This window comes from Klenkia terrae, assembly GCF_037083865.1.
GTDB classification, from domain to species: domain Bacteria; phylum Actinomycetota; class Actinomycetes; order Mycobacteriales; family Geodermatophilaceae; genus Klenkia; species Klenkia terrae.
In genome coordinates this window covers 139,136-165,510 of the sequence record NZ_JBAPLV010000008.1, presented here as the reverse complement: position 1 = coordinate 165,510, position 26,375 = coordinate 139,136, and the positions used below count along the sequence as shown (strand labels likewise).

The following is a 26,375-nucleotide window of genomic DNA, read 5'->3' as shown; positions in this document are numbered from 1 at the left end:
GACACCACACCAGCCTCGTCCATCCCTCATCAAGACCTTTGAAGACACGCCCTAGCAGCAGGCCGCCCATCAGCAGCGCCCCGCAGACGCCGGCAAGCAACCCCGTGCCGCTCACCGTCGTCCCCCGACAGCGCCAGCCCAGCGCCCGTGGCCTGGCCGGAGCCAGTCGGGATCGAAGCCCACCCGGACGTAGTCGGCGAGGTCCACCGGATCGTGCTCGGGTATGGCCCTGCCGTCGGGGCCTGGGGCGAAGACGTCGGTGACGGCCGGGCGCCCGCCCTCCCCGATGCCGTTGCACTCGAGGACCTGGCTAACGAACCGGTGCCGCTCGCCCCCGATCCACCGTTCGTCCACGGTGGTGATGTGCACGATCAGGTCGATCGCCGACGCGCAGGACCGGTAGACATGCTCCGGGGTGACCGCGGCGCGGCCGCGCATGCACAGGTTGGCCAGCCGCTCGAGGGCGTGGTGGGCTGAGCGGGCGTGCAGAGTGCAGGCCGAGCCGCCCTCCCCCGCCTCCATCACCTCGATCAGCGGCCACGCCTCATCGCCGCGGACCTCGCCCAGCCACACGCGGCTGACGTTCATGACCAGCGACTGCTCGACCAGCTCGGTCAGCGTCACCTCGCCGAGGCGGCGGCCGTCGGGTCCGCGCTCGCCGGTGCCCTCCCGGGCCTCGAACGGCACCACCCTCGGATGCCGGTCGGGCAGCTCGTGCAGCAGCAGCTCGAAATGCTTCTCGATCGTGGCCAGGTGCTCCTCGACCGGCAGCTCGTTGGCCAGCGCCCGCAGCATCAGCGTCTTGCCAGCAGCCTGGGCGCCGGTGACGACGATGTTCTTGCGCGCCCGCACCGCCGCCCGCAGGAACTCGGCCAGCGGCCGGTCGATCGCCCGCAGACCCACCATGTCGTCGAGGTCGACGTTCCGGATCCGGTGTCGGCGTATCACCAGATGGGGTCGCGGCACTGTCTCGATGACTGCGGCCAACCGGGACCCGTCAGGCAGGCGCATGGTGAGCAGCGGACTGGCTGTGGTTAGCGTCCGCTCCGCGCGGCCCAGCCGAGCGGCGATGTGCTGCAGTTGCCGCACCAACTCCTCGTCCGAGTCGGCGATCGGGTCAACGCGGACGTCCCGGCCGTCGGCGTAACCGATCCACACGTTGTCGTACCCGTGAACCTCGATGTTCTCTACCAGCGGGTCGTCCACGTAGGGCTGCAGCCGGCCCAACCCGAACTGGGCGGCGAACACCGCGTCAGCGATCACCCGCTCCTCGGCCGGCGTGGGAACCATCTGCCCGGCGCGCATCCGCTGCCGGACCAACTCATCGACGCCGTCCTGGACGAGCGTGCGGGCCAGCTCATGCTGCGCCATCATGCTGAGCGTCGGGCGGCGCTTGAGCTCCTCGGCCAAGGCCGTCGCCGTTGTCTGATGCAGCCGACGCACCAGCGTCCAGTCCACCGCCACCGGTGATGCGTCCGCTCGTCGAGGCACGGTGCCCGCGCTGAGCAGGTCGGTGGTGAGGTCAGCGGACACGGCTGCCCCCAAACGTGGTTGCGGGCGCAGGCACGGGCGCTGGCGGTGGTGTCAACCTGGATTCGTGAGCCGCGGCCAATTCGACCAACCGGGTCGCGACCGTCCGCGCGGCTCGTAGCAGCGGCGACTGGGTGAACAGCCGGCCCGCCGGCGCGCCGTCGCTGAGCACTGCGGCCGCCTTCGGATCCCGCGGCAGCGAACCGACCGAGGGAACGCCGAGTGCCTCGCTGATCTCTCGCTCGCCGTACGGCTCCCCCGGCCCGATCACCAGCGTGCCCAGCATGCCGGGGTACGCCTCCCGCCCTCGGAGTTCGGCAATCGCCTGCGTCGCCGCACGCACGGCGCGAAGCGTGGAGCCGGTGGCCAGCACGACGGCGGCAGCCCGTTGGACCACGGCGGCCGGGAAGTGCTCAGCGCGCCGCCGCCCGCAGTCGGCCACCACGTCCACGGCGCCGTCCTCCACCGCCGCCAGCACGGCGGCCAGGCGATTCCAGTCCATATGTCGGGCGCCGGCGGGATCGGCCAGGCCGGGTAGCAGCCGCGCACGTCCTTCGGAGTCGAGCCGCAGCAGCTGACGGTCCAGGTGCAGGGCCGGCCCGCCGCGCCGCGCCGCGAGCTCCAGGTCGGCCAGCCCGCCCGCGAACGGCTCGCCTCGGCCGTACCCCGGCAATACGTCCCCGCCGGCCGGATCCAGCTCGGCTAGGACCACCGGGCGAGGCCAGGACAGCGCCAGAGCCAGCCCGCTAGTGGTCACGCCGGGTGCGCCCTTGGCCGAGCACAGTGCGATCAACACGGCAGCCGCCCCGCCTACTCGCCGGCCACCACGACGATGGCGATCAGGCCTGCGGCGGCACGGGCGGCGACGTCCGGCCCGTCGGCCTCGTCGACGAGCACGTCGACGACCCGCAGCCCGTCGGTTCCGGGAGGGCCAGAGTTCACCACGGTCGCTTCCACCACGCTCGGAACTCCTTGGGTCGTGGCTGGAGCGCTGCCCGCGGCCACGGGCACCAGGAGGACGTCGTCGCCCGGCCGCAGCGGGGTCGTCGGTAGTTGCACGAGCGACACGCCAACCCCGATCAGCTGCTGTCCTGGAGCCGGGAGGCGCTCATCGGTCAGGGCGTCGCGGGTGAGCAACGAACCGGGCCCCAGGGTGGTCGCCGCGACCAGGCCGATCACTTCGTCGCGGTCGACGTACGGGATGGGCTCCAACGCCGGATCGGCAGAGATCGTTGCTTCTACGAGGTCGGCAGCGGTGAGAGTCTGCCCCCACGGCACCTCGCGTGCGATCGCGATCACGGCGGTCGTCTGACCCAGCGACGTCGCCAGATAGGTCGCCCCAAGAGCACCGAGCACCACCATGCTCACGGCCAATGCCAGAAGGGCCGGACGGCGCCGGCGGCGAGGTGGCGGCAGCACCGGCGCGCGAGGCAGGCCATGCATTTCCGCCGGAGAGGGCGCTGCCCCGGTCGTCGGCGGCTGGGTCCGGGTCATCGGCTTGCCCCGTCCTGGTTGAGGACGTGCAGTTCACCGACGAACAACTCCGCCGAAGAGGACAGCTCCAGCGTCTCTGTGCCCGACAGCCCACTACCGGACCAGGTGATCGTCCACGTGCTCGTCGCTGTGATGGGCCACGGGCCACCGCCCGGTACGTGTCGGCTCGACGCCTGCGCATACACATGGCCGCAGTCCGGAGACGCGCCTTCGGTGCCCTGCACGTACGGCGTCCCGAGGCCGCAGGTGACGATGTGTCCGTCGCCCATGTTCCAGAGGACCTGGCTGACCCGAGCTTCGGCGGTCACCGTCACGCCTCCGGCGGAGGCAGAGGCCTGGACAGGGCCAGTCGTGCCTGCGGTGCGTGCGACCCACATCCACACCGGTAGACCCACCAATCCGCTCCGGGAAGCCGGCGGTGGTGCCATCCCGATGTCCGGCGCCTTCAGTGCCATGGATGCGATTGCCTCCTGAGCGAGGAGGCGAGGGTCCACCGGGGGGGCGCCAGGTGCTCCAGCCCCGTTCGACAAGAAGATCAGGCCCGACCACAATCCTGATCCGGTTCCGACCGGGCGCGGGCATGTGAAGACCCAGATCATCCCGTCTTCCGGACGATGTCCGGCCCATACCGGGTCCCCAATCCACGGTTGAGGATCTGCAACCGCTCTCGTGCAACTGGGCGGGGGCGCCTCTCCGACTGCCGGCTGCTCCCAGCCAGGGCTGACGTCGTTGTCCCCACCGGCGCCTTGTCCCGCGGATGTCGCCTGGACCAGGCAGATCCCGGTCTGGGCATCCCTTTGCGCGCACTCCACGGGTGGAGCTGCCATTGCGACGTTCAGCCCGCCGGAGACCGTGAAGATCGCGATCGCGAGCAGGACCACGCGGTGCGACGTCAGCATGGTCGATCCGTCAGCGGGTCCAACTCGTTGACCAGCCACGGGGATCCCGGTTCGGCCTCGTAGCGCGTGACGGTGATGTCCCAGACGTACCGCGGCGGAGTCCCGTGGGGCACGACCTCCCCGTTCTCGACCCTCAGAACGCGCGTGCTCTCGCTGTCGTAGCAGCCGGTGATCCTCACGGTGGGTCCCTCGGGAGCCGTTAGGTCGACGTCGGTGACCTCCAGGTCGACTGCGGTGTCGCCTTCCTGACGGAGCCCGAGGGCTGCGTAGTCCCGTACTGCCGTGACGGCGAGCAGCGCGGCGGGGTCACCCGAGAACCGCCGGATCTCTGGCTCCCAGTCCCTGGCACCTGGGTCCTTCTTGGCCGCGTCAGTGACGCGCAGCAGCTCGTTGACGACCACGGTGGCATCTGTTGCCGCCTCGTCTTCGGGGCTCGGCGCGTTGCTCGTGGCAGGAGCGGTCGTCGAAGTCCGCGAAGTCGAAGACGTCGTCGCGCTCGGCGTCGAGCCCTCCGGACTGGCCTCGCCCGCCGTGCATCCAGCGAGGGGCAGTAGCGCAAGGAGCGCACCAGCCGCCCACCGCCGCCTGGTCATCGCGACTGCCCGCGCCGGGTAGGGAGACCGTGCTTCGGTACGAGGCTGACTGCCCGCGGTCGGTGGACGAGTCCCTGGGGCATGCGGTCCCATGCCGCACTCGACTCCGTCGTGCGGGCCATTGGGCACCTCCCCCGGGCAACTGCGCGGGAAATTACCACCGGGATCGTCCGGGGAGGCAGGCTCTTTCTCCAGTAATTCTCCAGTTCAGCCTTCGAAAGTCGCCATGGCCGCGTGGTCCCTGCGAGAGCGGCGGACGGCCGCCTCCACTCGCGGGCTGTCCACGCCGAGAACCTGGCTGATGGCGGCTATCACCTCGGGCGAGGGATCCGCCCCGGGGCGGCCGTCTTCCAGCCGCAAATACGTCATGACCGACAACCCGGGCCCAGTCACCTCATTCGTGGCAAATCCGGCCGCCAAGCGCAGAGCCGCCAGAGGTGGGTCGTCGCGGTCAACGTCGAGGAGATACAAGGGGTCGACGCCCAGCGCGGTCGCAAGCCTCGGCACGAAGCGGGGTCGCGGACGCTCGAGTCCCGTCTCCCAGACCCGGATGCGCACCGGACTGGAGAGCTCCAGATTTTCAGCCAGTTCTTCTCGGCTCAGGCCGATGGCCTCACGGGCAGCCTGCAGGCGGTCGCCTCGAAGCAGCGGCCGCGCCACGGCAGCTCCCCCATCACCCGATCGGTGGACACCCGCCCCGTGGCGCCGAACCCTAGTGCCGTGTGCCCGCCCCGATCGGGCAAGCGCCTCGTCACCGGCGCGGCGCGCCTGCGTGTCGGCACGCTGCGACACCAGTCGACGGAGGGGGCAACGGGAGGGTGACGTCGGGCGGTGGCTGGAGGCCTGCGCCGGCATCCTCCCGACGTCCAACGCACCTCTCGTCCACTGGAGACCCTCTGCAGGGCCACGACCGACTGCGCATCTGCCTCCGCAGGGGAACTGGAGAAGAACTGGAGGACGACATGCTCGACAAAGCCGGCACCCGCGACATGGCTGTGGAGAGCGCCTGCGTCGTCTTGCCGAGCCACCAAACCGAGGCCTCAAGACTGAAGGAATACCGGAACAGTCCGCGGAAGCCTTTGCGCCATGAGACCAACAGCCCAGCCACAGCCGCCGCGGTATCCGTGCCGGCCTCGGGGCACCCCGATCGGTGACGTCGACCGCGGCATCCGTGGCCGTCCCATCCTCGGTCAGCAGGTCGGTTCCTGATGCCTGCGACGACCTCGGAACGAGTCGCGTCGCTTGAACAGCACAATCAGCTGCTGACCGTCGCCCAGGCCGGGGACTACCTGGGAACAGGAGAGCGGTTCATCCGCCGGCTGATCGCTCAACGGCGGATCACCTACGTCAAGCTCGGCAAGTACGTCCGGCTCCAGCGCTCGATCCTCGACGAGTTCATCGAGGCCGGACGTGTCACGAGTGAGGAGTAGCTCGACTCGTGCCGCACACCGGCAGCGACCGTGGGGGCGCGCCTATGCCGGGCCGAAATTCTCGGCGGTCACCACGCCACTTGGGCGCCTGTCCCTGCCCTCGTCAACCATGGCGTGGGGGTGGCGATTCTGCGGCCCCTCCACCGACCTCGCGCCCACCGCCCGCTATTGCCGCGGCGAGCACGTCGTCCTAAGTACGTCAAGCCCCCCGATGAGACTCGTGGAAGGCCATCAGTCGATCGGCGTCGCCGCCTCAACTCGGTCGGCAATCGCCCGACAGTCGCCTCAACCGAAGGCACGGGGAGGCTGACGTGAGCCGAAGGACCTGGGGCACGGTTCGTCGGCTCCGCTCGGGGCGCTATCAGGCCCGCTACACAGATGACACGGGCAGGCAAGTCTCGGCGCCGTCCACGTTCGCGACCAAGGCCGACGGCTACAGATGGCTCGCCAAGACGCAGACCGAGCTGGACTCGGGCCGCTGGATCGACCCGAAGGCGGGCAAGGAGCCGCTCCAGGTCTATGCCGAGCACTGGGTGGAGACCCGCCTCGTCCGTGGCCGGCCACTGGCCCCTCGCACGGCCGAGCTCTACCGAGCACAGCTCAAGAACCACATCGTCCCGTCCCTGGGATCGACGCCCCTTCGCCAGCTGGAGGCCTCTTCTGTCCGGGCCTGGTACGGGAAGCTCAGCGGCCCCGCCGGACCGGGTCAGGTCACAGCGGCCAAGTGCTACCGACTGCTGCGCGCCATCTGCACTACGGCTGTCGACGACAATCTCATCGCTCGGAACCCGTGCTCCATCCGTGGAGCAGGGCAGGAACGCTCCAGTGAGCGACCGATGTTCACGCTCGCTCAAGTCCAGGCGCTCGTCGATGCCGTCGAGGATCGCTGGCGAGCGCTGATCCTCCTGGCTGCCTGGACGGGACTGCGCATCGGTGAGCTGTCGGCGCTCCGTCGGGAGCACCTCGATCTCAAGGCAGGCACCGTGAGCGTGAAGAGCGCGGTCATCGACGTGATCGGGCAGGAACGTTCCTACGGCCCGCCGAAGTCGGCCGCAGGTCGCCGAGCCGTGGCGATCCCGCCGCACATCATCGGCGACCTGGAACACCACCTCGCGACGTACGCCCAGCCCGGTGCGCACGGACTGGTCTTCGTGGGGCCGAAGGGCGGGCCTATACGACGCAACAACTTCGCCTCGCGGGTGTGGGCTCCAGCAGCAGAGGCGGCCGGACTGCCGGCTGGCTCCCATCTACATGACCTGCGCGGCTGGGGCGCCACCGTCGCCGCCCGGCACGGCGCCACCACCAGGGAATTGATGCACCGACTCGGGCACGCCTCCCCCGCCGCGGCGCTGCGCTACCAGCGCGCCGAGCAAGAACGAGATGCCGCGCTCGCCGCCGCCATGAGCGCGGCGCTGAGGCACTCCGACGGCACGACTTCTGCCTGATCCGGCTTGAGCTCCGGAGATCGAGCCACTCCACGAGCTCAACCTTGTCGCTGGTGATGCGGGTTCGAGCCCCGTCACTCACCCCACCGGCGAGGCCCCTGGTCAGGCGACTAACCAGGGCCTTTACCCTTCCTCGTTGCATGCTGGGAGGCAAGATCACCCCGGTCAACCCCTAGCTGGGGGCACCCTTTTTGGGAGGCCAATCCCACGACCGCCGTCGGCCGGCCGGGTCGGTGCACGCCAGGGATGACTGACTGAACATGTTGCTGACCCAGGAGCGGCGCAGCTCGTCGGCCCTGGGTCACGTCCTCACGCGGTGGCGGCGAGTTGGCCAGGCGAAGTGACGTCGACGGTCAGGACGCTGGGCAGACGGTCCAAGCGGAGGGTCACGAGTTCCATTTCATGCGACGAGGCAGTCAGATGCACGGTGACCGTCCACCGACCACCGTTGGCCTCTTCGGCTTCCAGGCGAGTGAAGGCGTGGTTGCGTCCGGTCAACATGGTGAGGACGCGCTGCAGTCCCAGCGCGTCGGCCACGACGACGCGCACTCTGGCTGCGCTGGGAACGAGATCTTGGTGGATGGCCATGGATGCCTCCGGGCCGTTGGGGCCCTGGTCAGCGGGAGAGCGACCTCGACTGACGTGCTCTCGGACCCACCGGCGCGAGAGTCAGTCGCCGGCGAGCCCGCACAGAATCGCGAAGCCAGCCACGTCAGCAAGCTACACGGCGCTTCTGTGGTGGCCGGCGAACCCCGCCCGACCAGCCGGAGTCCGCTCCGAACGCCGCATCGGGGATAGAACCACCGGGTTCCCCGCATCTACGCCTCACCGTCTCATCGGCGGATGAGCCCTCGAGCGGTGGCGGCGGCCACGGCAGCGGTCCGTGAATCGACGCCAAGCTTGGCGTAGATGTGCACGAGGTGGGACTTCACGGTCGCCTGGCTGAGGAACAGTCGCCCGCTGATCTGCTGATTCGACAGTCCTTCGGCCACCAGCTGCAGAACCTCGACCTCACGGAAACTGAGCGTCTCGGCGGGCGTTCGTACGCGGTCCATCAGCCGCTGTGCGATCTCCGGAGCGAGCGCGGATTTGCCCGCGGCTGCCGTCCGTACTGCGGCGGCGAGCTCGTCGGGCGGGGTGTCCTTCAGCAGGTAGCCGGTGGCGCCGGCCTCGATCGCGGCGAGGATGTCCACGTCGGTGTCGTAGGTGGTTAGCACAAGCACCCGTGGCGCGCCGGAGCGAGCGGTGATGAGCGCGGTGGCCTGCGAGCCGCCCATGCCGCTGCCGAACTGCAGGTCCATGAGCACCACGTCGACTTCCAGCTCGGCGGCGAGCTCGACGGCCCGCTCGGCGGTGGGCGCCTCGGCCACGACGTCGAAGTCCGGCTCGCCCTCCAGGACCGCACGCAGGCCGGCGCGGACGACGGGGTGGTCGTCGGCGAGCAGCAGCCGGACGGGTCCGGACGTCAAGCCGACACCTCCTCGACGGTGCCTGCGGGGACCGGGAGGGTGGCCGCCACCGCCGTGCCCTTGCCGGGCGCGGACTCCACGACCAGCGCGCCCTGCAGGGCGCGCGCGCGAGCGCGCATCGCCGCCAGGCCGAACCCAGTCCCGTCCGGACCCTGGCCGGGCGGTGCGACCAGCTCGGGGTCGAACCCGGTGCCGTCGTCGACGATGTCGAGGGCGACGTCGGTGCCCATGTAGCTCAGCGTCAGCTCGACGCGTGACGGCTGCCCGTGCTGGACGGCGTTGGCGAGCGCCGCCTGTGCGATGCGCAGCAGCGCGGTCTCCTGGGCAGCCGGCAGCTCGATCGGCACACCGGAGATGGAGGCGTGCACGGCCAGCCCAAAGGCATCGGCGGTGGTCGCGCACAGCTGCTTGAGCGCGGCGGGCAGTGAGCCCGCCACCTCCAGGCCCGGCGGAGTCCAGTCCCGGACGAAGCGCCGCGCCTCGGCAAGGTTGTCGACGGCGGCCTGGCGGGCCTGCCGCACGTGACCGAGGGCGCTGTCCGACCGGCCGGGAAGGGCGCGCTCCGCGGCGCGGAGCAGCAGCTGGATGCTGGACAGGCCCTGGGCGAGGGTGTCGTGGATCTCCCGGGCGAGCCGCTCGCGTTCGGCCAGCACCCCACCCGTGTGCTCGGCGGCGGCCAGGTCGGCGCGGGCGGCGGTGAGCTCGTCGATCAGCCGCCGGCGCGCTTCGCTCTCCCGGTACAGCGCCTGGTAGCCGAGCACGGTGGCCACCGCGACGGCCGCGCCCAGGACCGGGCCGAGGACCATCGGCGCGGTGAGGCCGTCCTGGTGCCAGGCGAACCCGGCGATCGCCGCGACAGTCGTGGTCGCGACGGCGGTGAGCCCCCAGCGCATGGGCAGCAGGTGGAGCTGGACGAAGAACAGCGGGAAAGCCAGCCAGATGCCGTCCGGCGTCCAGTACAGGAGCACCAGCCAGCCGAGGCCCAGGATCGTCAGCCAGATTGCCGCCGCGGCGGTGGAGCGCTGCACCGACGGCAGAGCAGGGCCGACGGCGTAGATCAGGCCCACGGCGACCGCCGCGGCGAGGACCGCACCGGCATGCGGGGCGTCCTCGGCGACGGCGCGTGCGACGGCCAATCCCAGCAGCGCGAGCACCAGCAGGTGCAGACAACCGCGCAGCACCGGCTGTACCGGAACGGGAGCAGTCGGGGTCATGGCACCTCCAGGCTAGGCAGCTGCGCGAGCACCGCATCCATCGAAAGGTTGAGGCGGCCGTGCACCTCCTGGCCTGGCCGGAGCAGTCTCCCGCACGATGCCTGGAATGCCCTCTCCTGGCGAGGCTGGATCCAGTCGCCGGGCACGTCGCCTGGCACGTGCAGCGAGGAGAGCCTGAACCGTGTTCGTCGCCTGGAGAGACCTCCGGTTCGCCAAGGGACGCTTCGTCCTCATGGGCGCCGTGGTCGTGCTCATCACGGTGCTGGTCGGGCTGGTGTCCGGCCTGACCGCCGGCCTGGCCCGGGCCAACACCTCCGCCATCACCGACCTGCCCGCCGACTCCCTCGCGTTCGCCGCGCCCGCCGACGGAGAGGGCTTCTCCTTCACCGTCTCCAGCGTCGACGCCGACACGTGGACGGCATGGGAGCGGGTGCCCGGAGTCACGAGCGCCGAGCCGCTGGGCATCCTCACCACCCGCGCGCAGACCGACGGGCGGACGGCCAGCGTGTCCGCGTTCGGGGTGCAGGCGGGCTCCGGCCTGGCCCCGTCCGCCGGGCAAGTCCGGGACGGCGCGGTCGTGCTGTCCACCGCCGCCGCGGACGAGCTCGAGGCCCGAATTGGGGACACCGTCACGGTGGCCGGGCAGGAACTGCGGGTGGCCGACATCGCCGGGGACGCCTCCTACAGCCACACCCCCGTCATGTGGACCAGCCTGGACGACTTCCAGGCGCTCACCGGCAGCACCGGCGACGACGATCCCAGCGCCACCGTCATCGCGCTGACCACCACCTCCGACGCCGACCTGGCCGCCGCCGACGCCGAGCTGGGCACCACGACGGTCAGCCGCGACGACGCCCTGTCCGCGATCGGGTCGTTCACCTCAGAGAACGGCTCCCTGCAGCTGATGCGCGGATTCTTGTTCGCGATCTCCGCACTGGTGATCGGTGCGTTCTTCACCGTCTGGACCATCCAGCGCAGCGGCGACATCGCCGTCCTCAAGGCACTGGGCGCGTCCACGGGCTACCTGCTGCGCGACGCGCTCGGCCAGGCCGTGGTGCTGCTCGTGCTCGGCACCGTCGCCGGCACCGCGATCGCGGTCGCCGCCGGCGCCGCCCTCGGCCACGCCGTGCCGTTCGTCCTCGACCTCGCCACCGTCGCCGTCCCGGCGCTGGTCATGATCGCGCTCGGCGTCGCCGGCGCAGCCCTGTCCATCCGCCGGATCACCTCCGTCGACCCGCTGACCGCCCTGGGAAGTGCCCGATGAGCCTGCACCTGACCGATGTCACCCTCACCTACCCCGACGGCGGTGCTCGCCTGACCGCCCTGGACGACGTCGACCTGGACGTGCCGGCCGGCACCATCACCGCCCTCGTCGGCCCGTCCGGCTCCGGCAAGTCCAGCCTGCTGGCCGTCGCGGCCACACTCATCAGCCCGGACACCGGGCACGTGGTCATCGCCGGCACCGACACCACGGGGCTGAGCCGCAGCCGGCTGACCGAGCTGCGCCGCACCCGGATTGGCATGGTCTTCCAGCAGCCCAACCTGCTGCCGTCACTGACCGCCGCCGAGCAACTCCAGGTGATGGCCCACCTCGACGGCCGCGCCCCGAGGGCCGCACGAGGCCACGCCATGGAACTCCTCGAGGCCGTCGGGCTCACCGGGCAGGCCGACCGCCGGCCGCACCAGCTCTCCGGCGGCCAGCGGCAGCGCATCAACATCGCCCGCTCGCTGATGAACGAGCCGGCCGTGCTGCTGGTCGACGAGCCCACCAGCGCCCTGGACCAAGAACGAGGCGCCGCGATCCTGGACCTCATCACCACCCTCACCCACCGGCAAGGAACCGCCACCGTCCTGGTCACCCACGACCGCACCCACCTGACCGCCGTCGACCAGATCGTCGAGATCCACGACGGACACCTGCGCAGCCCCGTTACGGCCGGACACCGCTGAGGGCCATCACCCCTCCGCGGCGGCCAGCAGCGACCAGGCGATGCCCCGGGATTGGGGGGCAGTTGGGGGTGTCCCAGGCGGGGGAAGACATCCGGACCCCCTCCGCCTCGGCCGGCGTCATCGGAGTGGCGCACACCGTGGTCCGGCGACGATGTGCAGGAGTTCGTTCATCGGATCGCACCTAAGGCACGCGGAAAGCACGACGGCCACCTCGTGAGGCTGTCACCAGCGGATTCACGGGTGGAGTCACCCAGCCTTCCAAGCTGACTGTGCGGGTTCGATTCCCGTCACCCGCTCCGATGCGATGTAGCGGGACACCTCTCACAGGTGTCCCGCTACGTCATTCACGGTCATCTTGCGGTTGTTTGTACCCGGGTCGGGGTGGGGGCAGGGGCGCGGAGTAGTTGTCCGTGAGTTGCAATGATGCGGACGCGCGGACATCTACGTCCACGAGCCCGCCGAGGGCGACGAGAAGTTCCTGGAGGAGACCCGCCGCCCTCTGGGCCAGAAGGCCGCGTAGGCGGCGCGAATCGAGGGGCCGGCTGCTCAGGCAGCCGGCACCTCCTCTTCGCGCGTTGGGCCGACCGACTGGATCCGCCCGTCGACTACCGCGATCGCCGGAACTTCGAGAAGAAGCCGCCGCCAGCGCGGCCGGCCTGCCGATCGTGCCCTGGGCAGCGCTGTGCGGCTGGGACGCCTTGCATCACCTGGTCCACGTGCTGACCGCAGCCGGCCCACGTTGTGTTGCCGCATGTCTTGCAGGACACCGCTCGACACATCCGTCCTTTTCCTTCTCCTCGAGGGTGATCGCGAGGGCGGAGGTCCTCGTCGACACCGGTGTTCCACCACACAGGTGGGGTGCAGGCAGCGCTGGCTTGGTGAGCTCTGCCGCTCGCACAACATGCCCCCGGGGGAATGCGTCGGACGGTGCTACCGTTGGTCCACACATACCCCCCCGGGTATCTGACCCACAGACTTTCAGGAGCTGACGTGATCCCCGAGATCGACCAGAACACCTTTGCCGCCCGGCTCGCCGAGGGCGATGCCCTCGTCGTCGACGTGCGCGAGGCGCGCGAGTACCGCCCCGGCCACGTCCCCGGCGCGCAGAACATGCCGCTGAGCGTGCTGCCGGCCCGCCTGCCCGAGCTGCCGAAGGACCGTCCGGTCTACGTGATCTGCCAGGCCGGTGGCCGCAGTGCCCAGGCGACGGCCCTCATGCGCGGCGTCGGCATCGACGCCACCAGCGTCGCCGGCGGCACCGGCGCCTGGATCGAGTCCGGCCGCCCGGTCGCCACCGCCGCCTGACCTGAACCACGCCACCACGGCCCCGAGAGGAACCCCGATGACGATCACCGTCCTCCCCCTGGACACCCCCGGCCTGGGTGACCGCACCTACATCGCCCACGACGGCGAGGTCGCGCTCGTGGTCGACCCGCAGCGCGACTACGACCGCGTGCTCGGCATCGCCGAGGCCGCCGGCGTCCGGATCACCCACGTCTTCGAGTCCCACATCCACAACGACTACGTGACCGGCGGGCTGGAACTGGCCCGCGAGGTCGGCGCCCAGTACCTGCTGAACGCCGACGACCAGGTCTCCTTCGAGCGCACCGGGGTCTCCGACGGCGACATCGTCGAGGTGGGGGCCCGCATGCGCGTGCGGGTGCTGCTCACCCCCGGCCACACCCACACCCACCTGTCCTTCGCGCTCGAGGCCGACGGTGAGTCCGTGGCGGTCTTCACCGGCGGCTCCCTGCTCTACGGCTCCACCGGGCGCCCCGACCTGCTCGGCCCCGACCACACCCAGACGCTGGCGCACGCCCAGTGGCACTCCGCGCAGCGGCTGGCCGCCGAGCTCCCGGACGAGACCGCCGTCTACCCGACGCACGGCTTCGGCAGCTTCTGCTCGGCCACCCAGTCCGGCGGCACCGCCAGCACCATCGGCCAGGAGAAGCTCGCCAACCCGGCCCTGACCACCGACGAGTCCCGCTACGTCGAGGATCTCCTCGCCGGCCTGGACGCCTACCCGGCCTACTACGCGCACATGGGCGCGGCCAACTCCGCCGGCCCCGGCGAGGCCGACCTCTCCCTGCCGACCGAGGCGGACCCGGCCGAGCTGCGCCGGCGCATCGAGGCCGGCGAGTGGGTCGTCGACCTCCGCAACCGCACGGCCTTCGCCGCCGGGCACGTCGGCGGGACGGTCAACTTCGGCCTGGACGGGCAGTTCGTCACCTACCTCGCCTGGCTGATGCCCTGGGGCACCCCGGTGACCCTGCTCGGGGAGACCGCCGAGGACGTCGCCGAGGCCCAGCGCGAGCTGGTCCGGGTCGGCATCGACCGGCCGGCCGCGATGGCCACCGGCACGGTCGAGGACTGGTCCGGCGGCGAGCCGCTGCGGGCCTACCGCACCGCCACCTTCGCTGACCTCGCCGCCGAGTTCACCGCCGGCCGCAGCCCCCTCGTGCTCGACGTGCGGCGCAACCAGGAACGCGCCGAGCGGCACATCGCCGGTTCGCTGCACATCCCGATCCACGAGGTGCTCGAGCGCCTCGACGAGGTCCCGGCCGGGCCGGTGTGGGTGCACTGCGCCGGCGGCTACCGCGCCGGCGTCGTCGCCGCCCTGCTCGACGCGCACGGCATCGACGTCGTCGCCATCGACGACTCCTTCGACAATGCCGGCCCCGCCGGCCTCTACCTCACCACCGACGCGATCAAGCAGGAGATCCCCGCATGACCACCCCCACCGTCGACGCCCCCACCCTCGCCGAGCGCCTCGGCAACAACTCGGACCCGGACCCCACGCTGATCGATGTCCGCACACCGTCAGAGTTCGAGGCCGGCCACATCCCCGGCGCGGTCAACGTCCCCCTGGACGAGCTGAAGGGCTCGCTCGACGAGCTCCGCACGGTCCTGGACGACCACCACGACGTCGTCCTCGTCTGCCGCTCCGGCGCCCGGGCTGGCCAGGCGCAGGAGGCCCTGCAGGCGGCTGGCCTTTCCTCCCCCGCCGTCCTCTCCGGCGGCATCGTGGACTGGGAGAAGACCGGCGGCACGGTGAACCGCGGCCGCCAGAGCTGGGAGCTCGAGCGCCAGGTCCGCCTGGCCGCCGGATCCCTCGTCGTCGCCGGGATCGTGGGCAGCACGGTCGCCCCCAAGGCGAAGTGGCTGTCCGGCTTCGTCGGCGGCGGGCTGGTCTTCGCCGCCGTCTCCAACACCTGCGCCATGGGCATGGCGCTGGCGAAGATGCCGTGGAACAAGCGGGGCGCCCGCGCCACCGGCTCGGCGCTGGACCAGCTCACCCGGAAGCGGTGACCCGGTGCTGATCGCGCTCACCGTCGCACTGGCTGTCGTCGTCGGAGTCACCCTGGGGCTGCTCGGCGGTGGCGGCTCGATCCTGATGGTGCCGCTGCTGGTCTACGTGGCCGGCATGGACGCCAAGGAGGCGATCGCCGCCTCGCTCGTGGTCGTCGGCGTCACCGCGGCGGTGAGCGTGGTCGGCCACGCCCGCGCCGGGCGCGTCCGCTGGCGCACCGGCCTGCTCTTCGGGGCTGCCGGCATGGCCGGCGCGCTGGCGGGCGGGTTCGTCGGCGGCCACCTCCCCGGGCAACTGCTGATGATCGCCTTCGCCCTGATGATGGTCGCCACGGCGGTGGCCATGCTGCGCGGCCGCCAGGACGTCGACCCGGCCAAGTCGCACTCCGAGCTCCCCGTGGGCCGGGTACTGCTCGACGGCGTCGTCGTCGGCCTGGTCACCGGCCTCGTCGGCGCGGGCGGCGGTTTCCTCGTCGTCCCGGCGCTGGCCCTGCTCGGCGGGCTGCCGATGGGCGTGGCCGTGGGCACGTCCCTGCTGGTCATCGCCATGAAGTCCTTCGCCGGGCTGAGCGGCTACCTGGCCACCGTGTCGATCGACTGGGCCCTCGTGGGTGCGGTCACCGTCGCCGCTGTCGTCGGGAGCCTGCTCGGGGCCCGGGTGGTCGACCGCATCCCGGCCGATGCGCTGCGCCGGGCGTTCGGGTGGTTCGTCCTGGCCATGGGCGCCTTCGTGCTCGTCCAGGAGGCACCGGACGGCGCGCGGCTCCCGGCACTGATCGCCGTGCTCGGCGTGGCCGCAGCGATGGGGACCTGCACGGCGTTCGTGCCGCGCTGCCCCCTCCGCCACGCCGGGATCGTCGGCCCCCGCCCCGCCCGGGCCTGACCCAGACGGCCGCGCGGTGCGTCCGGGAATGCCCACGCACCGCGCGGCGCTTCAAGAAGCAGTACCCGCCGGGGTATCACCCCGGCGGACGGGAGAGGATGAGGGACATGCAGCTCGAGAACACCCAGGTCGTCGGAGATGTCATCAAGCGGCTCCGGCGTGCTGAGGGCCAGCTCGCGGGCGTGATCCGCATGCTGGAGGCCGGCCGCGACTGCGAGGACGTCGTCACGCAGCTGGCGGCCGTGTCCCGGGCCCTGGACAAGGCCGGGTTCGCCATCATCGCCACCGGCCTCGAGCAGTGCATCACTGCCGGCGAGGACGGCAACGCCGCCCTCGACCGCGCCCGGCTCGAGAAGCTGTTCCTCTCGCTCGCCTGAGCAGCGGCTCCCCGCGGCCCGCACCGGTAGTTCGGTGCGGGCCGCGCGCCGTTTCCTGGTCCGTTTCACCCGCAGGGCCGACGGGCACGGGCTCCGAGGCACCCGCCCGTGACGAGATGGAGGCGAGATAGGCCAGGAGGAAACCGACCCGGTGCGGACGCACACTCCCCAGCGGCTGACCCGGCGCCTGGACGACGAGCGGCTGGCGCGGATCGCGGAGTTCGGGACGGCGCCGCGGGAGAGGTCGAGCAGGCACCTCTCCCAGCTGGACCGGGAGTGGGACGTCGAGCGCAAGCTCGAGGCGAATGCCGCCACGCTCATGCTCGTGGGCGTCGCCCTCGCGGCCACGCGGTCGAAGCGATGGCTCGCGCTCGCCGGCGTGGTGCCCGCGTTCCTGCTCCAGCATGCGATCCAGGGCTGGTGCCCACCGATCGCCGCCTTCCGCGCTCTCGGCTCCCGGTCGCGCAACGAGATCGACGCCGAGCGCACCGCCATCAAGGCCCTCCGCGGAGACTTCGCCGGGCTGGAGCTGGAGCCCGGGGCGGCTGAGCGCGCCCTCGCAGCGGCCGGCGCACGCTGACACACCTCGAGACCTAGGCGTCCTCGAGTCCAGCCTTTCCGGCCGACTCGTAGGAGTCGTTGACCAGGACCACGGAACGGCCGGGTCGGTCCAGCACCGAGGCCGCGATCGAGGCCCGGTAGCCGGAGCCGCAGTAGACCCACACCTCGCCCTGCGGCACCTCGTCGAGCCGGTCGGCGAGCTCGTGCAGCGGGATGTGCTGCGAGCCGCGCACGAAGCCGTCCGCCCGCTCGTCGTTGCGCCGGGCGTCGAGGACCTGCACCGGCCCCCGCTCCATCGCCTCGGCCAGGCCGGCGAAGTCACTCACCGGATACGACCGCAACGGCTGCCCGTCGGCGAGGGACTCGACGTCCCCGATCGCGGCACCGGCCAGCTCGTCGACGCCGATCCGCACCAGCTCGCGGCGAGCCTCGGCCACCTGCTCCTCGCTCTCGCCGATCAGCGTCAGCGGCTCCCCGTAGCGGTAGAGCCAGCCGAGGTAGGTCACGAAGTTGGTGCCGAGCTCGACGTTCATCGCGTCGGTCAGGTGGCCGGCCGCGAACGCCGTGCGCTCGCGCAGGTCGACCACCCACTCCCCCGCCTCGATACGCCGGCGCAGCCCCGCGGGGTCGACCTTCTCGGGCATGGAGAGGTCGACCGGCGCGGGGCCCCGCCGGTTGATGGGCGCCATGCGCGCGTAGTAGGCCGGGAAGGCGTCCAGCCCGGCGAGGAGGGTGTCGACGTACTCCTGTTCGGCCTGCGTGAGCGCGGGGTTGACCTTCGCCTGCTCCCCGATGGTCGACGACGTCCCGCTGGTCGGGGTGGCCGAGCAGAAGCTGCCGAAGCCGTGAGTGGGGAACACCTGCGCCTCGGCCGGTAGCTCGCGGGCCAGCCGCCGCACCGAGTGGTACTGGGCGTGGGTCAGCTCGTCGGTGACCTCGGGGCTGACTAGATCGGTGCGGCCCGTAGCGCCGTAGAGCATGGATCCACCGGTGAACACCGCCTGGACGTCGCCGTCGCCGTCGCCGTCCGCCAGCGCATAGCTGACGTGGTGGTGGGTGTGCCCGGGGGTGTGCAGGGCCGTCAGCCGCAGCCGCCCGGCTGCGATCACTTCGCCGTCGGACACCGCCACGTGGTCGAGCTCGGCGTCGCTCCCGCTGGGCAGGACGTAGGCGGCACCCGTCTCACGGGCGAGTTCGGGGCCCCCCGTCACGTAGTCGTTGTGGACGTGGGTCTCCAGGACGTGGGTGACCCGCACGCCGCGCCGCGCGACCAGGTCCAGCACCCGGTCGATGTCGCGCTGGGGATCGATCACCACGGCGACCTCGCCGTCGTCGATGAGGTAGCTCCGGTCGCCCAGGCTGGAGGTCTCGATCGTCTGCACATCGAACATGCCGTTGTCCCTTCTCTACCCCGTACGGTACAAACCGTCTGCGGCGGGCTCAGCTCCTGAGTGCCGCCAGCGCCGCATCCAGACGACGCCCGGCCTCGTCGGCCATGGGCTGCAGCTCGGGCCGGCCGGTCATCGACACCATGGTCTGCGGGTCGAGGACCTGCACCGTGGAGCCGTCACCGGCCTGGCTGACCACGACGTTGCACGGCAGCAGCACGCCGACGCCGCGGTCCGCCTCCAGTGCCTGCTGCGCGAGGTCGGGGGCACAGGCGCCCAGGATCAGGTAGGGCTCCATCTCCACTCCGCGCTTCTGCCGCAGCGTGGCCTGCACGTCGATCTCGGTGAGAATGCCGAAGCCCTGCTCGGCCAACGCCTCCTTTGTGCGTGTCACCGCCTCTGGGAACGGAACGTCGAGGTCGAGGGTCCGTCGGTACTCCATGCGGCCGTTCCTTCCGGAGCGCCGCCCGACGTTGAGAGGCGGCCCGCCTGCTCGGACCGCCGGTCGGTGCGGCGAGGTCTCGGCGTCCCTACCCGCACCGACCCTGCCGTACCGCCCGTTGGGGCCGGCGACGACGCTGGACGACGGCCAGCGGGCTGACCTGCGTCGTTGCCCTCGCGGTCGCCCGCTGCCTATTCTCGATCTGTGTACTGGGGATTTGCACCGAGCCGGCCCGCGTTCTGCGTGTGCCTCCTCGCGGTGACCCCGCTCGTGGTCGACGACCGGCTCTGTCCGGGCGGCACTCCTTCCCGCTGAGCCAGCGCTCAGCGGTCCCGTGTCCGCCCGCACGCCAGCCGAAGGACCTCCGTTGACCGAGATCGCCGCGCCCGTCCCCACACCCTTGCCGCTCGCCCGAGCAGTCGAGGCGGTCACCCCGGCCGCCACACCGGTCGCGACCAGCTCTGCCCCGGCCCGCCGATCGCGGTGGCGGCGCCTGGTCTCCGCCGTCGCTGACACGCACCGAGCAGCCGTCCCCTTCTGACGGGCTTGCCCGCCACTGACGCGCGCCGGGAGCTCACACGGCGGGAGCGTTGCTGGCCACCGCGGCCGGTTCCCGCGCGAGTGCCCGCCCTGTGCGGCGGTACCAGGCGGCGAACAGCGCGACGAGCAGCAACAGGTCCGCGACGTGGCCGCCGTAGTACATCAACTGTGCAGCAACCTCGACCTCCGCGGCGTCGTGCCCGCCACCCACCGGTAGCACCGGAGCACGGGAGAACAGCAGCTTGGCCAGGAAGGCGTGCAAGCCGCCGGCGACGACGAGGACGACCAGACGTACCGCCATGCCCGGCCGGCGCGGCGCGGGATCGGGCCCGGCCACCGCCCAGGCGAACAGGTACCCGGCCAGCAGGAAGTGCAGGTGCAACAGGTGGTGCACAACGTCTGACCGGGCGCTCAAGGCGTACAGCGGCGTCAGGTAGAGCAGGTACAGCCCGCCGACGCTGAGCACCGCGGCGGTGGCCACGTGGGACAGCCCGTGCAGCACCCGCGACCGCAGCAGCACGGCTGCCGGGCGCCGGGCGGACACGGGCAGACCCGAGAGCAGCAGGGTCACCGGGGCGCCCATGACCAAGGCAATGGGCGCGAACATCCCCAGCAACAGGTGCTGCGCCATGTGCCCGTCGGCCGTGCCGGCGTCGACAGCCGGGGACAGCGCGGCTCCCACCAGGACGGCTCCCAGCAGGAAGCTCGCCGTCCGCCCGCCGCTCCAGCGGCGGCCACTCCCCCGCATGCGGGCGACGCCGGCCAGGTAGCCCGCGCCGAGCACGACGGCGACCAGCACCGGCAACAGCCACGCCGCCGCGGCGGAGCCCGTCCCGTGCGAACCGCCGTGCGCCAGCACGGCGGCTCCGGACATGGTGTTCACCGCCGGTCGGCCCCGGCCTGCCCTTCGCCCCGGGACCGCCACAGCAGACCCGCACCCACCGCCAACAGCACCAGCGCGGCGCCGTTCCAGGCCAGGTCGTAGGGCAGCAGGTCGACCCCGTAGCGGATCTGGTGCAGGCGCAGGAGCTTGTGGTCGACGATCCCGTCGAACAGATGGAAGATGCCCAGGCCGAGCACGAAGCCGCCCCACGCCGAACGGCGCGCCAGCGTCCCGCGGCGGCGCAGGTCGGCGAACCAGAAGAATCCGGCGACCAGCAGCACGAGGTAGGCCGTCTGCAGCAACCCATCCGACAGCAGGCTGATGTCAGGGGTGGACCGGTCGTAGAAGTGGTGCCAGCTCAGCATCTGGTGGAACACGATCTCGTCGATCGCGGCCATGATCGCGACGCCGAGCATGGTGCCCGTCAGCACCGATCGGTGGCGGTCCGCCGTGATGGGTCGGGCGGCGGTGTCCGTCATGCCGAGTCCTCCTGGCGTCAGTGGCTGGTCAGCCCGCGGCGGGACTGCAGGGAGGGCGGGATCCACCGCTCGACGATCAGCCCGGTCGTGACCGAGTAGATGGCCTTGTGCAGGATGTCTACGACGTGCTCGTTGCGGGGCCAGACCATCGGCGGGGCCCCCACCCCGGTGGTGTTCTCCAGCGTCTGGTCGGTCGACAGCCGCACGATGGTGTGCGCCACGTGCGCCTGCGGGCCACGGAGCCCGACCGCAGCCCACACACCCCGCAGGGCCCCCAGCACGGCCCCGGTCCCGTAGTGCATCGCCCAGTTCCAGCCCGTCGGCCGGTCGGCGTCGGACGGATGGCGGCCGAGCAGAGTGAGCAGGGTCCGGGCGGGGATGTAGGAGTGCGGCCGGCGGGTGACGGCCTGTTCCAGCCTCTCAGCCGCCGTCATCACAGCCACCCCCAGCAGGCCGGCGGCCGCGCCGCGGCCTGCTGCCGGAAGCAGTGCTCGGGCACGACTTGCCTCGTCCGCAGACATCCCCTGTGATCCCTCCTGTGAGTTGCGGACGGTCATAGCCCCTCCGGCGCGGATCTACACGGTCATCAGGGACGTTGCGCGAACAGCAGCGTGTCCACGGCGGTGCCGGAGTCGGTGTCCCTGTCCATCCGCTCGAGGCGTTCCGTGCGCCAGCCCCGGACCGCCGTCCCGAGCAACTCCGGGTCGTAGAGCACGTCGGGGTCCTGTGGGCCCCCGGTCCCACGGATGAGGTTCTCCCGGTCGTGGCCGAGGACCAACAGGTGCCCGCCCGGGAGGACGGCGCCGGCGGACCGCGCAAGGACGTCGACCAGCTCGGGGCGTGGAAGGTGCAGGTACAGCACGAGAACCAGGTCGAACTCCGCCGAGCCCAGATCGGCGGTCAGCACGTCCTCGACCCGCCACGTCACACGCGCCCCGGGCGGCGCGTTCTCCTGCCCCCGACCGAGACCGACGGCCGAGAAGTCGATCGTCTCGACATCCCATCCCCCGCCGGCCAGCCACAGCGCCATCCGTCCCTCGCCCGCGGCGACGTCCAGAGCCCGCCCGGGGGGCAATCCGGCGGTCACCTCGGCGGCCGTGCGGTTCGGCTCGACGGACCACTGCCGCGCCTCGGCGTAGCGGCGGTCCCACTCAGCGGCTTCCATGTCGCTCCCCTCGATCACACCGGGCTGCCTCAGCGGGCCGCGCCGGCGTGCGGCAGAGCCGGCACGGCGCAGGCGACCTGCCCCCGCAGTCTGCGGGCCAGCGCCCACGCCAGCAGGAGCAGCGCGAGGACGGAGAGCACGGGCTGTACCGGCTCGAAGTACGTCATCGCGCCACTGGCGCCCAGGGCCAGCAGGACGAGCTTGTTGCAGACCGGGCACCCGACGGCGAAGAACGTCAGCAGTCCGCCGGCACCACCCCACCAGCGCGACCGGCGCTCCTCCACGGCCGGAGCCGGCTCCGGCGACCCCGGTTCGCGCACGTAGGTCGCCACGAGCAGCCCGGCGAGCGCGGCGCTCGCCAGCAGGGCCGGCCAGGACCACCATGTGGGCGGCACCTCCCGGCTGAAGACCGGCGTGTCGATGAGGTCGGTCGGGACGGCGACCACCAGCACGCCGACGGCGGTCATGGCGAGCGCGGTGAGCCAGCGCCGGCGGTCCCAGGCCCGGAGCGCCAGGTACATCGAGGTCATCGGGACTCCTGTCGGTCGAGCGCGCGGATCGTGTCGTCGTCAGGACCGGCATCGGTGGTCCTGGTGCGGATCCGGTGCAGGCGGCGCGCGATGACGCCGAGGAGGAGCGCTGCGGTGGCCGCCAGCAACCAGACGTCGAGATCGCGTGCCGACAGCTCGGCGATCCAGCTCTGCGCCATGAACTCGAGGTCCGTGGTGTCCCCGAGCCCGAGGACGCCGGTGATGCCGGCGGTGCCGTCGAAGCGGAGGAACAGCCAGCCGATCACGATGAACAGGGCACCGGAGATCAGCTGGCTCGTGTGCAGCTGCCGACCGCCGATGCACAGCGGGCGACCGCGCAGCCATCTGCGCCGACCGAGGTCGAACCGGTCCCACAGCAGCGCGAGCACGAACATCGGCGCCGCCATCCCGAGGGCGTAGACGGCCAGGAGGACTCCTCCTCCCACCACGCCCCCATCGGTCGCAGCTAGGGTCAGCACGGCGCCGAGGATGGGCCCGGAGCAGAACCCGGCGAGGCCGTAGACCGCACCCAGCGCGAAGGTGCTCGCCCAACCGCGGGCCCGGCCCGGGGTGGCGACCCGGGCACGAAGCCGGTCGGCTCCGGGCAGGCCGAAGCCACCGCCGAGGAGCTGCACGACCCCGAGAGCGATGATCGTCCACCCGGCGACGGCGATCAGCACCTCGCGGTGCCCGTAGAAGAGCGTCGAGACCAGCGCCGACCCCACCCCGAGGGGCACGAGGGTCAGGCAGAGGCCAAGCCAGAAGACGACGGTGCGGGCGAGCAGCTCCCGCGGATGCGCGAACGCGTAGGCGAAGAACGACGGCAGCAGGAGTGCGCTGCAGGGGCTGATGAGCGTCAGCGCGCCACCGAGGAACGCCGCCGCGAGCCCCAGCTCACCCATCGGCCCCGGCCTCGGCGGCCGCCTGCTCGATCGCCGCGACGAAGGTGTCCGTGGGCTGCGCACCCATGATCGGTCGGCCGTTGAGCAGGAAGGCGGGCGTGCCGGCGATGCCGAGCTGCTGCCCCTCACGGAAGTCAGCGGTGACCGCGTCGAGCGTCTCCTGCGACTGCATGGCCGCGGTGAACCGGTCGACGTCCAAGTCGAGGTCGCGAGCGAGCCCGAGCAGCACGTCGTCGGTCAGCTGACCGCTGTTCGGCGGAAAGCCCAGCGCGTAGACCGCGTCGTGGTACTCCCAGAAGGCGCCTTGCTCCCCCGCCGCCCGTGCGGCCCGCGCCGCCTGGACCGACTGCTCACCGAAGTAGGGGAAGTCCCGCCACTCCAGCCGGAGAGTGCCGTCCTCGACGAACCGGTCGAAGAGCACCGGCTCGGTCTCCTGGGCGAACTTCGCGCAGAAGGGGCACTGGAAGTCCTCCCACATGACGAGGACGACCGGCGCGTCGGCGTCCCCCTGTGCCAGCGGGTCGTCGGCGATCCGTCGGGCCTGGTCGTCCGCCGGCTGCGCCGACCCACCCTCGTGGTGGACGTCCGCCACCGGGCCGCCGGCGTCCCTCCCGTCAGCACGGCCGAGACCCCAGACGACGGCGACGACGCCGAGCACGACGACCACGGCCAGGGCGATGAACGGTCCACGCAGGGCCTGCGCCGTCGTGGATCGGCCCGTCTCCGGCGGCGTGGTTGGAGCAGCGTTGGGCACGAGAACTTCCCCCTGACGCGCCATCGTCGACGCGGGTTGTCCGGACAACTCGTCTACAGTTGACCGTACAAGAGCTGCTGCGGTCGTCGATCGCCACCCACGGCCCCGTGAACCGAACTGGAGGAGCCATGCCGGAGCTCCCGCGCATTCCCCCGGCGGCACGGCTGGATCGCCACACGAACACACCGCTGTGGCGCCAGCTCGCCGCCGATCTCCGCGACCGGCTGGACGGCGGCGAGTTCACCGAGGGCTTCCCCGGTGAGGTGGAGCTCGGCCTCCAGTACTCGGTCAGCCGGCACACGGTCCGCGAGGCGTTGCGCCAGCTGCGCGCCGACGGCGTGATCAGCACCGGGCGCGGTCGGCGCCCCCGGCTCGCCGCGCTCGACCCGGTCATCGCCCAGCCCACGGGGATCGCCTACTCGCTGTTCTCCTCCGTGGAGGCCTGCGGGCTGGTGCAGACGTCGGTGGTACGCGTGCTGACCCTGCGGGCGGACGGCGTCATCGCCCCCCGGCTGGGGCTGGAGGAGTCGACACCGCTGGTCCACCTCGAGCGGCTGCGCTTGGCCGACGACCGACCACTGGCACTCGACCGCGTCTGGCTCCCCGCCTCGATCGGTGAGCCCCTGCTGGACGTCGACTTCCGCCGCACCAGCCTGTACGAGGAGCTCGCCCGTACCGGCATCCCGGTCACCGGCGGGCAGGAGACGGTCCGGGCGGTCATCCCGAGCAGGGCCGAGCACGACGCTCTCGACCTGCAGCCGCCGTCGGCCGTGTTCTCCGTCGAGCGGACGGGCACGAGCTCCGGTGTCCCCGTCGAGTGGCGGCACACCCTGATCCGGGCCGACCGCTTCGCCCTGACCAGCACGCTGGACCCCCGGCCGGGAGCGACCGAGCCGCCCAGCGGCGATCTCGCCGCCTCCGCGCTCACGCCGAGCTTCGGCTGACCCCACCCAGGAAGGACCGACGATGACCGAGGCGTCCCGCACCACCCGGCTCCCCGATGTGGATCCCGGCCAGGCCGCCGAACTGCTCGAGCGGGGCGAGGCCGTGCTCCTCGACGTCCGCGAGCCACAGGAGTGGGCAGCGGGCCACGCCCCGCAGGCCGAGCACCTGCCGCTTGGTCTCCTCGCCCCGGAGGCGGTGCCGCAGGACCGGCCGGTCGTCGCCGTCTGCCGATCCGGCAACCGCTCGGGCAAGGCCGCCGACGCCCTGGCCGCTGCCGGCGTGCGGGCGCACAACCTGGCCGGCGGTATGAAGGCGTGGGCGCACGCCGGCCTCCCGGTGGTCACCGACGACGGAGAGCCGGGCACCGTCGCGTGATCGTCGCCGCCACGCTCGGGCTGGGCCTGCTCATCGGCCTGAGCCTGGGCGCCCTGGGCGGCGGCGGCTCCATCCTCACCGTGCCCGCCCTGGTCTACGTCATCGGCCAGGACGCCCGCGCTGCCACGACCAGCAGCCTGTTCATCGTCGGCGTCACCTCGGTCATCGCCGCACTCGGCCACGCCCGCAGTGGGCGCGTGCGCTGGGGCGTCGGCGTCGCTTTCGGGATCACCGGCATCGCGGCCGGCTTCGCCGGGACCGCGGTCAACCGGCTCATGAACCCCGATGTCCTCCTGCTCGGCTTCGCCGCGGTGATCGTCGTCGCCGCTGTGGGCATGCTCGCCAACAGCGGAGACGAGACGCTCCCGCCAGAAGAGGGCGACGCACTTCAGCCCGCACGACGCTGGAGAGCCGGGCGGATCGGACGGATCGCCGGCGCAGGCCTGCTCGTCGGCTTCATGACCGGGCTCTTCGGCGTCGGCGGAGGCTTCGTGATCGTCCCAGCGCTCACCCTCGCCCTGGGCATGTCCATGCCACAGGCGGTTGCCACGTCGCTGGTCGTCATCTCGATCAACTCCGCCGGCGCCCTGCTGGCACGCGCCGGCACGGCTCACTTCGACTGGGCCGTGATCGCCCCCTTTACGCTGGCCGCCGTCGCCGGCTCGCTCGGCGGGAAGGTCGTCGCCGACCGCCTCTCCGGCGCAACCCTCACGCGGGCCTTCGCCGTCCTGCTCATCGCCGTCGCCGTCTACACCGCCACCTCGAGCCTGATCTCGCTCCTCGGCTGACCGTCGGGAACAGGACGCACCTTTCGCGGG

31 protein-coding genes are annotated in these 26,375 nt (G+C 71.7%); 13 read left to right on the top strand and 18 right to left on the bottom strand.

Annotation, left to right across the window (positions count from 1 at the left end):
* Nucleotides 1-111: 111 nt before the first annotated feature.
* From UXQ13_RS09760 to UXQ13_RS09735, 6 genes are all read right to left on the bottom strand, one after another.
* Complete coding sequence (locus UXQ13_RS09760; protein WP_097197024.1) at nt 112-1,533, bottom strand: TadA family conjugal transfer-associated ATPase; 1,422 nt, start codon at nt 1,531-1,533, stop codon at nt 112-114.
* Nucleotides 1,523-2,326 (bottom strand): CpaE/TadZ family protein, encoded by an 804-nt coding sequence (locus UXQ13_RS09755; protein ID WP_097197023.1) that lies wholly within the window; start codon nt 2,324-2,326, stop codon nt 1,523-1,525. Before UXQ13_RS09755 ends, UXQ13_RS09760 begins: the two co-directional genes overlap by 11 nt.
* 14 nt (nt 2,327-2,340) lie before the next feature.
* The gene (locus tag UXQ13_RS09750; protein WP_225236004.1) at nt 2,341-2,892 is read right to left on the bottom strand and encodes an SAF domain-containing protein; all 552 of its coding nucleotides are present in this window, start codon (nt 2,890-2,892) and stop codon (nt 2,341-2,343) included.
* 128 nt (nt 2,893-3,020) lie between these two features.
* Nucleotides 3,021-3,332 (bottom strand): hypothetical protein, encoded by a 312-nt coding sequence (locus UXQ13_RS09745; RefSeq protein WP_225232369.1) that lies wholly within the window; start codon nt 3,330-3,332, stop codon nt 3,021-3,023.
* A gap of 584 nt (nt 3,333-3,916) precedes the next feature.
* Entirely contained in the window at nt 3,917-4,324 is a 408-nt protein-coding gene (locus tag UXQ13_RS09740) for a hypothetical protein (RefSeq protein ID WP_225232370.1), read from the bottom strand.
* Nucleotides 4,325-4,723: 399 nt separating this feature from the next.
* The gene (locus UXQ13_RS09735; RefSeq protein ID WP_097197019.1) at nt 4,724-5,176 is read right to left on the bottom strand and encodes a helix-turn-helix domain-containing protein; all 453 of its coding nucleotides are present in this window, start codon (nt 5,174-5,176) and stop codon (nt 4,724-4,726) included.
* Nucleotides 5,177-5,724: 548 nt separating this feature from the next.
* Between UXQ13_RS09735 and UXQ13_RS09730 the strand changes: the two genes are divergently transcribed.
* Nucleotides 5,725-5,946 (top strand): helix-turn-helix domain-containing protein, encoded by a 222-nt coding sequence (locus UXQ13_RS09730; RefSeq protein WP_097197018.1) that lies wholly within the window; start codon nt 5,725-5,727, stop codon nt 5,944-5,946.
* A gap of 311 nt (nt 5,947-6,257) precedes the next feature.
* Complete coding sequence (locus UXQ13_RS09725) at nt 6,258-7,391, top strand: site-specific integrase (protein WP_097197017.1); 1,134 nt, start codon at nt 6,258-6,260, stop codon at nt 7,389-7,391.
* A gap of 309 nt (nt 7,392-7,700) precedes the next feature.
* On the opposite strand, the gene UXQ13_RS09720 is transcribed toward UXQ13_RS09725, so the two are convergent.
* The 3 genes from UXQ13_RS09720 to UXQ13_RS09710 all read right to left on the bottom strand — a co-directional run bounded on the left by UXQ13_RS09720 (nt 7,701) and on the right by UXQ13_RS09710 (nt 10,041).
* Nucleotides 7,701-7,928, bottom strand: a complete 228-nt coding sequence (locus tag UXQ13_RS09720) for a hypothetical protein (protein ID WP_225232371.1) — start codon at nt 7,926-7,928, stop codon at nt 7,701-7,703.
* A 296-nt stretch (nt 7,929-8,224) separates the two neighbouring features.
* A complete protein-coding gene (locus tag UXQ13_RS09715) occupies nt 8,225-8,860 on the bottom strand; it encodes a response regulator (protein ID WP_097197015.1) in 636 nt (211 codons plus the stop codon).
* Complete coding sequence (locus tag UXQ13_RS09710; protein WP_225232372.1) at nt 8,857-10,041, bottom strand: sensor histidine kinase; 1,185 nt, start codon at nt 10,039-10,041, stop codon at nt 8,857-8,859. The genes UXQ13_RS09715 and UXQ13_RS09710 overlap by 4 nt, the downstream gene beginning before the upstream one ends.
* Before the next feature lie 214 nt (nt 10,042-10,255).
* Between UXQ13_RS09710 and UXQ13_RS09705 the strand changes: the two genes are divergently transcribed.
* From UXQ13_RS09705 to UXQ13_RS09670, 8 genes are all read left to right on the top strand, one after another.
* Nucleotides 10,256-11,338: an ABC transporter permease gene (locus tag UXQ13_RS09705; protein WP_097197013.1), complete on the top strand. Its 1,083-nt coding sequence runs from the start codon at nt 10,256-10,258 to the stop codon at nt 11,336-11,338.
* Nucleotides 11,335-12,024 carry an ABC transporter ATP-binding protein gene (locus UXQ13_RS09700; RefSeq protein ID WP_097197012.1) on the top strand — a complete coding sequence of 230 codons (690 nt, stop codon included), beginning with the start codon at nt 11,335-11,337 and terminating at the stop codon, nt 12,022-12,024. Before UXQ13_RS09705 ends, UXQ13_RS09700 begins: the two co-directional genes overlap by 4 nt.
* 990 nt (nt 12,025-13,014) lie before the next feature.
* Nucleotides 13,015-13,329, top strand: coding sequence for a rhodanese-like domain-containing protein (locus UXQ13_RS09695; RefSeq protein WP_225232373.1), 315 nt, complete (start codon nt 13,015-13,017; stop codon nt 13,327-13,329).
* 37 nt (nt 13,330-13,366) lie between these two features.
* A complete protein-coding gene (locus UXQ13_RS09690) occupies nt 13,367-14,755 on the top strand; it encodes an MBL fold metallo-hydrolase (protein WP_135095146.1) in 1,389 nt (462 codons plus the stop codon).
* Nucleotides 14,752-15,333, top strand: coding sequence for a rhodanese-like domain-containing protein (locus UXQ13_RS09685; RefSeq protein ID WP_135095147.1), 582 nt, complete (start codon nt 14,752-14,754; stop codon nt 15,331-15,333). The genes UXQ13_RS09690 and UXQ13_RS09685 overlap by 4 nt, the downstream gene beginning before the upstream one ends.
* Nucleotides 15,334-15,337: 4 nt before the next feature.
* Entirely contained in the window at nt 15,338-16,216 is an 879-nt protein-coding gene (locus UXQ13_RS09680; protein WP_135095148.1) for a sulfite exporter TauE/SafE family protein, read from the top strand.
* Nucleotides 16,217-16,323: 107 nt separating this feature from the next.
* On the top strand, nt 16,324-16,593 hold the full coding sequence (locus tag UXQ13_RS09675; protein ID WP_097194514.1) for a metal-sensitive transcriptional regulator: 270 nt from the start codon (nt 16,324-16,326) through the stop codon (nt 16,591-16,593).
* A gap of 151 nt (nt 16,594-16,744) precedes the next feature.
* Nucleotides 16,745-17,173 (top strand): DUF2892 domain-containing protein, encoded by a 429-nt coding sequence (locus UXQ13_RS09670; protein ID WP_209305935.1) that lies wholly within the window; start codon nt 16,745-16,747, stop codon nt 17,171-17,173.
* A 13-nt stretch (nt 17,174-17,186) separates the two neighbouring features.
* Here the strand turns inward: UXQ13_RS09670 and UXQ13_RS09665 are convergent, their stop codons facing one another.
* The 9 genes from UXQ13_RS09665 to UXQ13_RS09625 form a co-directional block, all read right to left on the bottom strand.
* Complete coding sequence (locus tag UXQ13_RS09665) at nt 17,187-18,545, bottom strand: MBL fold metallo-hydrolase (RefSeq protein WP_097197005.1); 1,359 nt, start codon at nt 18,543-18,545, stop codon at nt 17,187-17,189.
* 49 nt (nt 18,546-18,594) lie between these two features.
* A complete protein-coding gene (locus UXQ13_RS09660; RefSeq protein WP_097197004.1) occupies nt 18,595-18,984 on the bottom strand; it encodes a DUF302 domain-containing protein in 390 nt (129 codons plus the stop codon).
* A 574-nt stretch (nt 18,985-19,558) separates the two neighbouring features.
* A complete protein-coding gene (locus tag UXQ13_RS09655) occupies nt 19,559-20,398 on the bottom strand; it encodes a cytochrome c oxidase assembly protein (protein WP_135095149.1) in 840 nt (279 codons plus the stop codon).
* Nucleotides 20,399-20,403: 5 nt separating this feature from the next.
* Nucleotides 20,404-20,952, bottom strand: coding sequence for a DUF2243 domain-containing protein (locus tag UXQ13_RS09650; protein ID WP_336392229.1), 549 nt, complete (start codon nt 20,950-20,952; stop codon nt 20,404-20,406).
* A complete protein-coding gene (locus UXQ13_RS09645) occupies nt 20,904-21,320 on the bottom strand; it encodes a hypothetical protein (RefSeq protein WP_225232375.1) in 417 nt (138 codons plus the stop codon). Before UXQ13_RS09645 ends, UXQ13_RS09650 begins: the two co-directional genes overlap by 49 nt.
* 152 nt (nt 21,321-21,472) lie before the next feature.
* A complete protein-coding gene (locus UXQ13_RS09640; protein WP_097197072.1) occupies nt 21,473-22,051 on the bottom strand; it encodes a class I SAM-dependent methyltransferase in 579 nt (192 codons plus the stop codon).
* 29 nt (nt 22,052-22,080) lie between these two features.
* On the bottom strand, nt 22,081-22,581 hold the full coding sequence (locus UXQ13_RS09635) for a hypothetical protein (protein WP_097197000.1): 501 nt from the start codon (nt 22,579-22,581) through the stop codon (nt 22,081-22,083).
* A complete protein-coding gene (locus tag UXQ13_RS09630; protein WP_097196999.1) occupies nt 22,578-23,483 on the bottom strand; it encodes a cytochrome c biogenesis CcdA family protein in 906 nt (301 codons plus the stop codon). The genes UXQ13_RS09635 and UXQ13_RS09630 overlap by 4 nt, the downstream gene beginning before the upstream one ends.
* Entirely contained in the window at nt 23,476-24,237 is a 762-nt protein-coding gene (locus UXQ13_RS09625) for a DsbA family protein (protein ID WP_209305937.1), read from the bottom strand. Before UXQ13_RS09625 ends, UXQ13_RS09630 begins: the two co-directional genes overlap by 8 nt.
* Before the next feature lie 128 nt (nt 24,238-24,365).
* Between UXQ13_RS09625 and UXQ13_RS09620 the strand changes: the two genes are divergently transcribed.
* The 3 genes from UXQ13_RS09620 to UXQ13_RS09610 are packed head-to-tail and all read left to right on the top strand — an operon-like array spanning nt 24,366 to nt 26,345.
* A complete protein-coding gene (locus tag UXQ13_RS09620) occupies nt 24,366-25,181 on the top strand; it encodes a GntR family transcriptional regulator (protein ID WP_097196997.1) in 816 nt (271 codons plus the stop codon).
* Nucleotides 25,182-25,203: 22 nt separating this feature from the next.
* The gene (locus UXQ13_RS09615; protein WP_135095150.1) at nt 25,204-25,557 is read left to right on the top strand and encodes a rhodanese-like domain-containing protein; all 354 of its coding nucleotides are present in this window, start codon (nt 25,204-25,206) and stop codon (nt 25,555-25,557) included.
* The gene (locus tag UXQ13_RS09610) at nt 25,554-26,345 is read left to right on the top strand and encodes a sulfite exporter TauE/SafE family protein (RefSeq protein ID WP_097196995.1); all 792 of its coding nucleotides are present in this window, start codon (nt 25,554-25,556) and stop codon (nt 26,343-26,345) included. Before UXQ13_RS09615 ends, UXQ13_RS09610 begins: the two co-directional genes overlap by 4 nt.
* The last annotated feature ends 30 nt before the right edge of the window (nt 26,346-26,375 follow it).